At 69.8% G+C, this 12,317-nt stretch carries 12 protein-coding genes and 2 pseudogenes; 8 read left to right on the top strand and 6 right to left on the bottom strand.

Translation table 11 applies throughout. The features are described from left to right. A pseudogene (locus tag KBA23_RS13250) lies at nucleotides 1-353 on the bottom strand (hypothetical protein); the annotation flags it as partial. A gap of 113 nt (nucleotides 354-466) precedes the next feature. Here KBA23_RS13250 and KBA23_RS13255 point away from each other — a divergent pair. Further along, entirely contained in the window at nucleotides 467-781 is a 315-nt protein-coding gene (locus KBA23_RS13255; protein WP_290741697.1) for a rod-binding protein, read from the top strand. Further along, nucleotides 778-1,143 (top strand): hypothetical protein, encoded by a 366-nt coding sequence (locus KBA23_RS13260; RefSeq protein WP_290741699.1) that lies wholly within the window; start codon nucleotides 778-780, stop codon nucleotides 1,141-1,143. Before KBA23_RS13255 ends, KBA23_RS13260 begins: the two co-directional genes overlap by 4 nt. Before the next feature lie 88 nt (nucleotides 1,144-1,231). On the opposite strand, the gene KBA23_RS13265 is transcribed toward KBA23_RS13260, so the two are convergent. Both KBA23_RS13265 and KBA23_RS13270 read right to left on the bottom strand, forming a co-directional pair. Then, nucleotides 1,232-1,444, bottom strand: coding sequence for a DUF1127 domain-containing protein (locus tag KBA23_RS13265; protein WP_290741701.1), 213 nt, complete (start codon nucleotides 1,442-1,444; stop codon nucleotides 1,232-1,234). 62 nt (nucleotides 1,445-1,506) lie between these two features. After that, nucleotides 1,507-1,725 carry a DUF1127 domain-containing protein gene (locus KBA23_RS13270; RefSeq protein WP_290741702.1) on the bottom strand — a complete coding sequence of 73 codons (219 nt, stop codon included), beginning with the start codon at nucleotides 1,723-1,725 and terminating at the stop codon, nucleotides 1,507-1,509. Between the two features lie 343 nt (nucleotides 1,726-2,068). On the opposite strand from KBA23_RS13270, the gene KBA23_RS13275 reads away from it, so the two are divergent. From KBA23_RS13275 to KBA23_RS13285, 3 genes are all read left to right on the top strand, one after another. Beyond that, on the top strand, nucleotides 2,069-3,142 hold the full coding sequence (locus KBA23_RS13275) for an Mrp/NBP35 family ATP-binding protein (protein WP_290741704.1): 1,074 nt from the start codon (nucleotides 2,069-2,071) through the stop codon (nucleotides 3,140-3,142). Nucleotides 3,143-3,289: 147 nt separating this feature from the next. Beyond that, on the top strand, nucleotides 3,290-4,480 hold the full coding sequence (locus tag KBA23_RS13280; protein WP_290741706.1) for an ABC transporter substrate-binding protein: 1,191 nt from the start codon (nucleotides 3,290-3,292) through the stop codon (nucleotides 4,478-4,480). A gap of 73 nt (nucleotides 4,481-4,553) precedes the next feature. After that, a complete protein-coding gene (locus KBA23_RS13285) occupies nucleotides 4,554-5,348 on the top strand; it encodes an ABC transporter ATP-binding protein (RefSeq protein WP_290741707.1) in 795 nt (264 codons plus the stop codon). Between the two features lie 42 nt (nucleotides 5,349-5,390). Here the strand turns inward: KBA23_RS13285 and KBA23_RS13290 are convergent, their stop codons facing one another. Next, nucleotides 5,391-6,767 carry a GntP family permease gene (locus KBA23_RS13290; protein WP_290741709.1) on the bottom strand — a complete coding sequence of 459 codons (1,377 nt, stop codon included), beginning with the start codon at nucleotides 6,765-6,767 and terminating at the stop codon, nucleotides 5,391-5,393. Next, nucleotides 6,767-7,855 carry a patatin-like phospholipase family protein gene (locus KBA23_RS13295; RefSeq protein ID WP_290741711.1) on the bottom strand — a complete coding sequence of 363 codons (1,089 nt, stop codon included), beginning with the start codon at nucleotides 7,853-7,855 and terminating at the stop codon, nucleotides 6,767-6,769. Before KBA23_RS13295 ends, KBA23_RS13290 begins: the two co-directional genes overlap by 1 nt. Before the next feature lie 250 nt (nucleotides 7,856-8,105). Between KBA23_RS13295 and KBA23_RS13300 the strand changes: the two genes are divergently transcribed. Continuing rightward, on the top strand, nucleotides 8,106-8,810 hold the full coding sequence (locus KBA23_RS13300) for an ABC transporter ATP-binding protein (RefSeq protein ID WP_290741713.1): 705 nt from the start codon (nucleotides 8,106-8,108) through the stop codon (nucleotides 8,808-8,810). Between the two features lie 15 nt (nucleotides 8,811-8,825). On the opposite strand, the gene KBA23_RS13305 is transcribed toward KBA23_RS13300, so the two are convergent. Then, nucleotides 8,826-10,361 carry an FAD-dependent monooxygenase gene (locus KBA23_RS13305; protein WP_290741715.1) on the bottom strand — a complete coding sequence of 512 codons (1,536 nt, stop codon included), beginning with the start codon at nucleotides 10,359-10,361 and terminating at the stop codon, nucleotides 8,826-8,828. A gap of 183 nt (nucleotides 10,362-10,544) precedes the next feature. Between KBA23_RS13305 and KBA23_RS13310 the strand changes: the two genes are divergently transcribed. Continuing rightward, nucleotides 10,545-11,546, top strand: coding sequence for a branched-chain amino acid ABC transporter permease (locus tag KBA23_RS13310; RefSeq protein ID WP_290741717.1), 1,002 nt, complete (start codon nucleotides 10,545-10,547; stop codon nucleotides 11,544-11,546). Next, nucleotides 11,543-12,317 (top strand): annotated as a pseudogene (locus KBA23_RS13315) (branched-chain amino acid ABC transporter permease); the annotation flags it as partial. The gene KBA23_RS13310 and the pseudogene KBA23_RS13315, both read left to right, overlap by 4 nt.

Below are 12,317 nucleotides of genomic sequence, written 5' to 3' on the forward strand. Positions count from 1 at the left end.
ACGGCCGGCGCCGCCGCCGGCGGCGCGGCGGGGCCGGCGGCGGGTTGCGTGCGCGCAGCCTCCGCGGGGGCGTCGCCGTCCGCCGGTTCGGGCTCGGGCTCGGGCTCGGGCAGGATCACCGCCGCAAGCATCGGCGGCGCGACCGGGACGGCGGGCGGCTGCGAGGGCGGGGGAGACGGCGCGGCGGTGGCGGCGCGGTCGTCCGCGACCTCCGGCTCTACCCCGGCAAGAACCACGAGATCGGAGAAATCCGCCTCCGGCGCTTCGGCGACCTCGGCCTCGGCCTCCGGTCGTGGCGGCTCGGAGGGGGTCTGCTGGGCCGGCCTGGCGCGAGCGACGTCCGGGGTGATCATGCGGGCTCCGGCCTGAGAGGGCGCTGGCGGCCATCACTCCGCGGCAAGCCTTACGATTTCTTTACCGGCGCCGCCGAAGGATAGCCGCGAACACGGACCCGAAAGGCCCCGGAATGGACCTGCCGCCGATCGCCCCGCGGCCTGCCGTCGCCCTCGACGGCGGGGCCGCTCCCTCCCCTGCCCCGGCCCGCGACGCGGCCGCTGCGCGCAAGGCGGCGCAGGCGTTCGAGAGCGCCTTCGTCGCCGAGATGCTGAAGCACAGCGGCGTCAACAGGACGCCGGAAGGCTGGGGCGGCGGCGCGGGCGAGGACGCCTTCGGCAGCTTCCTCACCGAAGAATACGCGCGCCTGATCGAGGCCCGCGGCGGGCTCGGCCTCGCCGAGCGGATCTTCAACGCCATGCAGGCAACAAGGGCTCCAGGAACATGATCGCCTCGCTTTTGTCGTCCCCGTCCCGCTTCGACCGGGTGCTGAGGCTTCTCGACGAGGAACGCCGCACGCTGCTCAAGGGGCCAATCGCCGACCTCGCCGGGCTCGTGGAACGCCGCGAGGCGCTGATCGCCGAGATCCTCGCGCAGGAGACCGTGATCCCGCAGGGGTTCCTGACGGCGCTCAAGGCCCGCGCCGAGCGCAACGGCCATCTGATCAAGGCTGCGATCGCCGGGGTGAAGTCCGCCGCCGCCGAGGTCGCGCGCATCGACGAGGCGCAGGGACGGCTGCGAACCTATTCCGCGGCGGGCGCGCAGGTCGACTTCGCCCGGACCCGCGTGACCCGCGACACCCGCGCCTGACGCCTCGGGAGCATCTGCCCCGGAAACGCAAGGGGCCGGCCGCGTGATGCGGCCGGCCCCTCGCTTTCTGTCCCTGCGTGGCGCGGGATCAGTTCCCGTAGACCGCCTGCCGGGCGATGTCGCGCACCATGCCGCGATGGATGCCGAGGTCGGCAAGGTCACGGTCGGTGAGCCGCGACAGCTCCTCGATCGTGGCGCGGTACATCCGGTAGTCGGCGAGACCCTGGCGCATGCGGGCGAGGATACCGCTTCCGGCATCGGCCGCGCCGATCCGGTAGTCGAGAGAAACGATGTTCGTCATTGGTCTGGTGTCCTTTGCATTCGATGAACGGCCGGCGGCTCGGGGAGCCGTCTGCGTGCGGTTCAGTTTCCGTAAGCCGCCTTGCGGGCGAGCGTCCTGAGATCCATCCCGGCGATTCCGAGATCCCGGAGCTGCCAGTCGGCGAGGGCCTGCAACTCGGCGAGCGTGCGCCGATACTGCGTGAACTTCACGATCCGGGCCGCGACCCGGGAAAACAACCCGTCGTAGGCGCTCTCCTGGTGGACGCCGGCGCGGAACGGGGCGAGCAGAGCAGTCGTCATGTTTGCCTCCTTTTCGTTAGCGTTCGGTTTGAGCGTTTCCATTTTTGCTGCATTGCAAAATAGAGAAGCATGGAGCCCGAGCAACCCCGCTGGGCGGTGATCTGCCATGCATGACACGCAACACTGATAACACATTGTTAACCATCGATAAACTTGGCTACATCACGAATGGCTCACGCCAGCCTCACACGCTCGGGATCGCTTTTTGTGCGACGCACAAAAGATGGGCCGAGGCGCGCAACGCGACCGAACGCGCGGGCTTTCGCGGCCGTGCAACCCTTGCCGGGGCCGACGGCGTGGACGATCTTGGGCAGAGACAGACGACGAGACCAGCGAGACCGCCATGACCGTGACCCGATCCGACGTCCTCGAGGCGCTGCGCGGCGTGCCGATGCCGGAGGGCGGCAACATCGTCGACGCCGACATCGTGCGCGCCCTCATGGTGGAGGGAGGCACGGTGCGCTTCGTGCTCGAGGTCGACCCCGCGCGCGGGCGGTCGCTCGAGCCGGTGCTCGCGGCGGCGCAGCGGGCGGTCGAGGCGCTGCCCGGGGTCGGGACGGTCTCGGCACTCCTGACCGCGCACGGGCCCACCCCGAAGTCCCCACCCCCGGATCTGAAGATCGGGCGGCATCCGACGCCGCAGGCCGGGGCGGAAGCGCTCGCCGGGGTCCGGTCGATCATTGCCGTCGCCTCCGGCAAGGGCGGCGTCGGCAAGTCCACGGTCGCCGCGAACCTCGCGGTCGCGCTGGCGCGCGAGGGCAAGCGCGTGGGCCTGCTCGACGCCGACATCTACGGTCCGTCGATCCCGCGAATGATGGGCGTCAGCCAGAGGCCGCGGTCAATCGACGGCAAGGTTATCGAGCCCCTCGTCAACCACGGCGTGAAGATCATGTCGATCGGGCTGATGCTGGCCGAAGGCCAGGCGGTGGTCTGGCGCGGCCCGATGCTGATGGGGGCGCTGCAACAGCTGATGGGCCAGGTGGAGTGGGCCCCGCTCGACGCGCTGGTGATCGACCTGCCGCCCGGGACGGGCGACGTCCAGCTGACGCTGGCGCAGCGCTACCCGGTCAAGGGCGCGATCCTCGTCTCGACGCCGCAGGACATCGCCCTGCTCGACGTGCGCAAGGCGCTGGACATGTTCGAGAAAACCAAGGTGCCCGTGCTCGGGATCGTCGAGAACATGTCGGCCTATGTCTGCCCCAACTGCGGGCACGAGGCGCATGTGTTCGGCCATGGCGGCGCGCGCGCCGAAGCGGAACGGATCGGCGTGCCGTTCCTGGGCGAGATCCCCCTCGACATCGCCATCCGCCTTGCCGGCGACGAGGGAACGCCCGTCGCCGCGGCGCGGCCTGACAGTCGCGAGGCAATCGCCTTCCGCGAGATCGCCCGCCGGCTCGTCGCCGGGGGGATCGTCTGACGCGCGGGCCCTCCGGGAACCGCGCGGCGCCGCTTCTTGCCACCAAGCGGCGAGCTTATATTGTGCAATCAGGCGATTCTCGGCCCTTGACAGGGATGCGGGACGTCGACCTCGGATGAAGACAAAACCAACAGGGGAACGTACTTGATGAAACGCTTGCTGCTTGCGTCGGCCGCCGTCGCAATGGTCGCAACCGCCGCCTCCGCCCAGGACACGACCAACGTCGGCATCATCCTCGGCTTCACCGGCCCGCTCGAGTCGATTACGCCGCACATGGCGGCGGGCGCCGAGCTCGCCTTCAAGGAAGTCTCCGACTCGGGCAAGCTGCTCGGCGGGACCAAGCTGAACCCGATCCGGGCCGACTCGACCTGCATCGACGCCGCGGCGGCGACGGCGGCCGCCGAGCGGCTGATCACCTCCGAGAACGTCGCGGCCATCGTCGGCGCCGACTGCTCCGGCGTGACGATCGCCATCGCCAACAACGTGGCGGTGCCGAACGGCGTCGTGATGATCTCGCCGTCGGCCACCTCACCGGCGCTGAGCACGATCAACGACAACGGCCTGTTCTTCCGCACCTCGCCGTCGGACGCGCGGCAGGGCGAGGTCTTCGCGCAGGTGCTGAAGGAACGCGGCATCTCCGAGGTCGCGGTGACCTACACCAACAACGACTACGGCAAGGGTCTCGCGGACGCCTTCGTCAGCGCCTTCACCGCCGCCGGCGGCAAGGTGCTCGCGAACGAGCCGCACGAGGACGGCAAGGGCGACTACTCCGCCGAGGTCGGCGCGCTCGCCGCGTCCGGGGCGGAGCACCTGATGGTGTTCGGCTATGTCGACCAGGGCGGCCGCGGCATCATCCAGGGGGCGCTCGACCAGGGCGCGTTCGAGAGCTTCTTCCTCGGCGACGGCATGTGGGGGCAGAGCCTGATCGACGCGATCGGTCCGGAGCTGGACGGCAAGGTGGTCGGCATCGTGCCGGGCTCCGACAGCCCGAACACCGCGAGGTTCGTCGAGGCGGCCAAGGCCGCGGGCTTCGACGGCACCTCGTCCTACACCGGCGAGAGCTACGACGCCGCCGCCCTGATCGCGCTGGCGATGCAGAAATCGGGCTCGACCGACCGGGCCGGGATCGCCGCGGCCATTATGGAGGTGGCGAACGCGCCGGGCGAGCAGATCAACGTCGGCGAACTCGCCAAGGGCCTCGAGATCGTCGCAGGCGGCGGCGACGTCGACTATGTCGGCGTCACCGGCGTCGAGCTGATCGGCGCGGGCGAGGCCGCCGGCTCCTATCGCGAGTACAAGATCGAAGGCGGCACGGTCGAGACGGTCGGCTTCCGTTGATCCTCCGGCCCGCCAGGCCGCATTCCGGCTCCGGGCGGAAGCCCGGGGCCGGTCAGGCAACCGAGGGCTGGTCATGATCCGTGTCGAAGACCTCAACATGCATTTCGGCGGCATCCGTGCCGTCGACGGCGCGACGATCGAGATCGCCAACGGTTCGATCACCGGCCTGATCGGGCCGAACGGGGCGGGAAAGTCGACGCTTTTCAACGTGATCGCCGGACACTACAAGCCGACCTCGGGCAAGGTGTTCCTCGATGGCCAGGACATCACCGGGCTGACGCCGCACGAGCTTTTCCACAAGGGCCTGCTCCGAACCTTCCAGATCGCCCACGAATTCTCGACGCTGACCGTGCGCGAGAACCTGATGATGGTGCCGGCGGAGCAGCCGGGCGAGGTGTTGTGGGACGCCTGGTTCCGCGGCGGCAAGGTGCGGTCGCGGGAGCGGGAGGTGCGGGCCCGCGCCGACGACGTGATCGGCTTCCTCGAGATCGGGCACGTGGCGGACGAGTACGCCGGCAACCTCTCCGGCGGGCAGAAGAAGCTGCTCGAACTGGGCCGGACGATGATGGTGGACGCCAAGATCGTCTTTCTTGACGAGGTGGGCGCGGGCGTGAACCGCACGCTGCTCAACACCATCGGCGACGCGATCCTGCGGCTCAACCGCGAGCGGGGCTACACGTTCTGCATGGTCGAGCACGACATGGACTTCATCGGGCGGCTCTGCGACCCGGTGATCGTCATGGCCGAGGGCAAGGTGCTGACCATCGGCACGCCGGCCGAGGTGATGAAGAACGAGGCGGTGATCGAGGCCTATCTCGGCCGCGGCCTGAAGAACAAGGCCGGGGTGTCGAGCGCCGCGCCGCCATAGGGATGGCGCGCCGCGGGCCCCGATCGTCAGGGGATCCGGTTGTCAGAACGATCCGACGATCGAGCCCACCACCACGAGGAAGATCAGCGCGATCACCGGGGCGCCGATGCCGGCGATGGCGAGGTCCTTGTAGCTGTCGCGATGGGTCAGCCCGCAGATCGCGAGCAGGCTGATCACCGCGCCGTTGTGCGGCAGCGTGTCGAGGCTGCCGGCCGCCACGGCGGTGACGCGGTGCAGCAGCTCCGGCGACACGCCGGTCGCCTCGGCCATGGCGAGGTACTGGTCGCCGAGCGTGGTCAGCGCGATCGACATGCCGCCGGAGGCCGAGCCGGTCATCGCCGAGAGCATGGTCACCCCGATCGCGATCGAGACCAGCACGTTGTCCCCGCCCACGTGCACGATCTCGTCGCGGATCGCCGCGAAGGCCGCCAGCGTGGCGATCACCGAGCCGAAGCCGACAAGGCTCGCGGTGTTGAAGATCGGCATGAGCGACGCCTCGGCGCCTTCGTCCATCAGCCGCGTCACCCGACCGCTCAGCCGGCCCCAGTTCAGCGCGATGAGCGCGAGGATCGAGAAGAACAGCGCCGCGATGATCGACCAGATGCCGCGCACCTCCTCGATGTCGGTCTCGCCGAAGAGCGGCGTCGCGAGGTAGCTCGTGTCCATCCGCGGGATGAGGACGAAGGTGAAGACGAGGTTGAGCGCGATCACGAGGACGAGGGGCAGCGACGCCACGAGGCTCGAGGGCAGGCCGGATTCGTGCTCGACGACATGCGGGGGCTCATAAGGTCCGTAGCCGGCCCCGAGCTGGCGGGCGCGATAGTAGAGCCACTGGCGCCCGACGATGTACATCACCGCGGCAGTGAGGACGCCGAGACCGGGCGCCGCGAAGGGCGTCGTGCCGAAGAACGGCATGGGGATGGCGTTCTGGATCGACGGCGTGCCGGGCAGCGCCGACATGGTGAAGGTGAAGGCCCCGAGCGCGATCGTCGCCGGGATCAGCGCCTTGTTGATCCCGGCGCGGTGAAACAGCGCCGCGGCGATCGGATAGACCGCGAAGGCGACGACGAAGAGCGACACGCCGCCATAGGTCATCACCGCGCAGGCGATCACCACGGCCGGGATGGCGCGCCCGGTCCCGAGGAGCCGCACCAACCCCTCGGCCAGCGCGCGCGCCGAGCCGCTGGCGTCCATCAGCTTGCCGAACACGGCGCCGAGCAGGAACAGCGGGAAGAAGGAGATGATGAAGGCGCCCGTCTCGGTCATGAAGACTTGGGTGTAGTTGGCGAGGATGCGGCCCTCGCCGGAGAGCAGCACCGCGAGGAGCGACAGGAGCGGCGTGAGCAACAGCAGGCTCATCCCGCGATAGGCGAGATACATGAGCGCGACGAGCGCGGCGAGGATGATCAGGATGCCCATCAGGCCTTCTCCTCGGGATCGACGGGCTCTTCGGGCGTCGGGAGCGCCGGCCGGGGCGCGTCCTCGAAAATTTCGTCGAGATCAAGCGTCGAGCGCAGGCCGATGTCGTCGAAGTGCTCGGCGAGCCAGGCATCCGCCCAGCCCCTGCCCCGCTCGAACAGCATCCGCAGATAGCCCCATTCGGCGTTGAGCTTGGAGGAGGCGGCGAGGTCCTCCACCTCCTCCTCGGTGTGGATGATGTGCAGGAACGTGCGCCGGTGCCCGAGGTCGAGCCCCGCCTCGTCGGCGATGCGCTGGGTCAAGGCGATGGCGCGCAGTTCCTTGATCAGGCTGGTGTTGAAGCTGATCTCGTTGACGCGGTTGATGATCTCGCGCGCCGAGCGCGGCAGCTTCCGGCGGTCGATCGGGTTGATCTGCACCACCACGATGTCCTGGCTCGCGCGGTTGTCGATCAGCGGATAGAGCGCCGGGTTGCCGGCGAAGCCGCCGTCCCAGTAGTGCTCGCCGCCGATCTCGACGGCGGGGAACATCTGCGGCAGGCAGGCCGAGGCGAGCACGCTGTCGACGGTGACGTCGCCCTTGCCGAAGATGCGCGGGCGGCCGGTGCGGACGTTGGTCGCGGTGACGAAGACCTGAACCGCGCGCCGGCGGTTGACGTTGTCGAAGTCGACGTGGCGCTCGAGAATGTCGCGCAGCGGGTTCACGTTGGTCGGGTTCAGATCGTAGGGCGAGAACACCCGGCTCAGGCTCTCCATGAAGAGATAGCCCGGCGAGCGGTCGAGGCTGTAGCGACCGCTCATGCGGTCCCAGAGGCTGCGCTGGATCGGCGAGAACCGCGCCGCGTCGCTGACCGCCTTCCAGAACTGCGACAGCGCCGCACGGGCGCCGTCCGGTCCGTCGCGCTCGTAGCCGTCGGCGAGGACGACCGCGTTCATCGCCCCGGCGCTGGTGCCGCTGATGGCGCTGATCTGGAGCCTGCCGTCCTCGAGCAGGCGGTCGAGCACGCCCCAGGTGAGGGCGCCGTGCGAGCCGCCGCCCTGGAGCGCGAGGTTGATCCGCTTGCGCCCCTGTCGCCGCTTCGTGTCCATAAGCCCCTCCATGGGCACGCAGCCGCCCAGTCGCGGCCTATACTGCACTGCACAAGAACTCAAGGCCCGGCCTCGCGACTTCGCGGGAACGTGGCAAGCGCGTGTCCGCGCCTCTTGCGCAGACGGGCATTGCTGGACTAGCAAATGGGAAAAGAGGACGCATGATCGACGCCGTCAGCCGCCCGCACACCGCCCCGGCCCTGCCCCGGCCCGGGGAGCGTCGTTCTTTCCCGATCGCGGCGAGGTCGCGATGAGCTATCTCATCGGCGAGAGCATGACCGGCGGCTATGGCGGGGCCGACATCCTCCACGGCTGCACCATCGCGGTGGAGAAGGGCGAGATCGCCGTAATCGTCGGCCCGAACGGCGCCGGCAAGTCGACGGCGATGAAGGCCGTGTTCGGGATGCTGCACCTGCGGGACGGGCACGTCCGGCTCGACGGCGACGACATCACCGCCTTGTCGCCGCAGCAGCGGGTGCGCTCCGGCATGGGCTTCGTGCCGCAGACCTCGAACGTCTTCGTCAACCTCACGGTGCAGGAGAACCTCGAGATGGGGGCCTACATCCGTGACGACGATTTCATGGCGACGATGGAGATCATCTTCGACCTCTTCCCGATCCTGCGCCAGAAACGCCGGCAGCCGGCGGGCGAGCTTTCGGGCGGCCAACGCCAGCAGGTCGCGGTGGGGCGCGCGCTGATGACCCAGCCCAAGGTGCTGATGCTCGACGAGCCGACCGCGGGCGTGTCGCCGATCGTCATGGACGAGCTTTTCGACAAGATCATCGAGATCGCGCGCACCGGCATCTCGATCCTGATGGTCGAGCAGAACGCCCGCCAGGCGCTGGCCATCGCCGACAAGGGCTATGTGCTGGTGCAGGGCCGCAACCGCTTCACCGACACCGGCGCGGCGCTCCTCGCTGATCCCGAGGTCCGGCGCACATTCCTCGGGGGCTGAGCGCGCCGCCAACCACTAACCCGGACGCGCGCCGATCTCCCCGAAATACGCCGCGAGGCCGGCGGCGCCCTGATCGGCCGCGGCCAGCCCGACATGGCCGTCGGGCCGCACGACATAGACCGCGTCACGGCGCAGCCCCGCCTTCTCCGTCGCGGCGCTCCAGGCGAAGCGGTGGACCGGCAGCCCGAGCCGGGCCGCCTCGGCGCCGAGGTCCGGATGAACCTCGCCATAGACATGCGCCTGCCAGTCCAGCGAATCGAGCGGGGCGAAGTTGTCGCCCGCGCCGTCCGCGACCCACGGCAGGCGGTCCCCGCCCCGGACAGCGCCGACGGCCCCGACGCTGAGCGGGCTGTCGCGGTAGGCGATGCGGATCTGCGAGACGCGCCCGAAGGCGGCGCGGCGGGTCGCGCCGAAGCGGGCCCCGACGCCGACGACCGCTGGGATCGCGATCCGGCGCAGCAACTCGCCGCCGACGCCGCCGGCGACGATCACGCTGAACAGCCGGTCGGTCGTCGCGATGAGGCTGCGCGCGAAGGTCAGGCGCTCGGGATCGTAGCTCGCGAGCAGCCGCGGATCGGCCCGGCCCGACATGACGTGCGCCAGCTTCCAGCCGAGGTTCACGGCGTCGCCGATGCCGGTGTTCATGCCCTGCCCGCCGACCGGACTGTGGACATGGCCGGCGTCGCCGAGCAGGAACGCCCGCCCGACGGTGAAGCGGTCGGCGACGCGGTGGTGAACGCGGTAGCGCGAGAACCAGTTCACCTCCGCGACGCGGATCCCGACCAGCGCCTCGACCTCGGCGCGGATGTCCGCGAAGCCGAGGTCGGTCTTGTCCCACAGCCGCCGGGGGACCAGCCCGATCAGGCGGTGCATGCCGGTGGTCCGCACCGGGAACATCAGCGCGAGGATGTCCTCCCCGAGGTTCACGCGGAGATCGGTGTCGCCCGGGCCGGCGATCGCCACGTCGGCGACGTAGAAGGGCTGGGCGTAGACGCCGCCGCCGAAGCCGGTCCCGAGCGCGTCGCGCACCGCGCTGTGCGCCCCGTCGCAGCCGCAGACGTAGGCGAAGCGGGCGACCTCGACCTCGCCGCCGGTCCGGGCGATCGTCGCCTCGACGCCGTCCGCGTCCTGGACGAGCCCCGTCAGGCGCGTGTCCCACTCCACCCCGCCGCCGGCCGCCGCGAGCCGGCCAACCAGCAGCCGCTCGTGCAGATCCTGCGGATAACTCAGCACGAACGGATAGCGGCTCAGCCCGCGGCCGATGTCGCCGAACCGGATGCGGACCACCTCGCGGCTCCCGCCCCCCGCGTCCGGCGCGCGCAGCCGGATCGCCTCCGAGACGATGCCCTGCGCGACGACCTCGTCGGCGAAGCCGAACTGGCGATAGAATTCCAGCGTGCGGGCATGCACGGCCATCGCCCGCGACTGCGCCCCCGGACCCGGCTCGGCGTCGATCAGCCGGAACCCGATCCCGCGGCGCGCCAACGCGAGGCCGAGCACGAGGCCGGTCGGGCCGGCGCCGACAATCAGGATCTCCGCCCGGGCGTCCATGGAAAGCGCTCCCGCGTCACTGTTGCCGCCGGCGGCGCGACCGATCAAGCGCCAAGGCGACCGGCCGGCTTTCTCTTTTCCGAAGACAGCCTCGCGGCGTTTCGCTAACAATACCGCGACCGCGGGGCGCGCGTCGCCACAGGCGCGGTCGCAGCAAGGGGTGGCGCGCGCTTGACCGACCTGATGAACGCCCTCGTCGTGCTGGCGAACTTCGTGATCATTCCCGCGGCGGCCTACGGGGCGCAGCTGGCGCTCGGGGCGCTCGGGGTGACCTTGATCTACGCCGTGCTGAGGTTCTCGAACTTCGCCCACGGCGACCTGATGGCCTTCGGGACGATGGCGACGATTCTCGTCACATGGCAGATGCAGGCGATGGGCATAGGCTTCGGCGTGCTGCCGACCGCGCTGCTCGCGCTGCCCTTCGGCATCCTCGCCGCGGTGCTCCTTGCGCTCGTGACCGACCGCTGGGTCTATCGCTTCTACCGGCGACAGCGCAGCGCGGGGGTGATCTTCGTCATCGCCTCGGTCGGCGTGATGTTCATCTACAACGCGCTGACCCGGTTCTTCATCGGCACCGCGGACCAGCGCTTCGAAGACGGCGCCCGCTTCGTCATCCGCGTCAACGACTTCAAGGAGATGACGGGCCTCGACGAAGGCCTGGCGCTGCGGACGAGTCAGCTCCTCACCCTCGTCGTCATGGTCCTGGTGGTGAGCGCGGTGTTCTGGTTCCTCCAGCGCACCCGCACCGGCAAGGCAATGCGCGCCTATTCCGACAACGAGGATCTCGCGCTCCTCTCCGGCATCAACCCCGACCGGATCGTCGCGATCACCTGGATCCTCGCGGCGGCGCTGGCGACGATCGCGGGCGTGCTCTACGGGCTCGACAAGTCGTTCCGGCCGTTCATCTACTTCCAGCTCCTGCTGCCGATCTTCGCCGCGGCGATCGTCGGCGGCATCGGCCAGCCCTTCGGCGCCATCGCGGGCGGGTTCATCATCGCCTTCTCCGAGGTCATGCTGACCTACGCCTACCGGCAGGTGCTCGGCTACGTCCTGCCCGAGGGGGCGCAGCCCGACGGGCTCGTGCAGATGCTCGGCACCGACTACAAGTTCGCCGTCTCGTTCATCATCCTCGTCATCGTGCTGCTGGTGCGGCCGACCGGCATCTTCAGGGGGCGCGTGATATGAGCGGACCGGGCCGCATCGCGCTGCTCTATGCCGGCATGGCGCTCCTGATCGTCGCCGTCGGCCTGTTCCAGAGCTGGACGCTGGCGCTCGCGATCCTGAACCTGCAACTGATCTCCGCCGTAATGGCGCTCGGGGTCAACATGCAGTGGGGCTACGCCGGGCTCTTCAACACCGGCATCATGGGCTTCGCGGCGCTCGGCGGCGTGGCGGCGGTGCTCGTCGCCATGCCGCCCACCCCGGGCGCGCTGGCCGCGGGCGGGTGGAACCTCGTCCTGTCGGCCATCGCCATCTTCGGCGCGATCGGCATCGCCCTCTTCGCGCGGGACCGGCTGCCGCCGAGCCTGCGCGGGGCGGCGGGGCTCGCCATCATCGTGGTCGGCTACTTCGTCATGCGGCTGTTCCTCGACCCTGCCTCCGAGGCGATCGAGGCGGTCAACCCGGCGGCGGCGGGCTATCTCGGCGGGCTCGGCCTGCCGATCCTGGTCGCCTGGGCGGTGGGCGGGGTGTTTGCCGCCGGCGCGGCCTACCTCGTCGGCAAGATCACCCTCGGGCTGCGCTCGGACTACCTCGCCATCGCCACGCTCGGCATCTCCGAGATCATCCTGGCGATGCTGAAGAACGAGAACTGGCTGACCCGCGGGGTCAAGAACGTGACCGGCCTGCCGCGCCCGATCCCGGTCGAGCGCGAGTTGCAGACGACGCAATGGGTGATCGACCTCGCCGCCCGCTTCGGGGCCGACACGACGACGGCGGCGGCGATCATCTCGCGAT

This window comes from Amaricoccus sp., from assembly GCF_017995835.1.
GTDB lineage: Bacteria > Pseudomonadota > Alphaproteobacteria > Rhodobacterales > Rhodobacteraceae > Amaricoccus.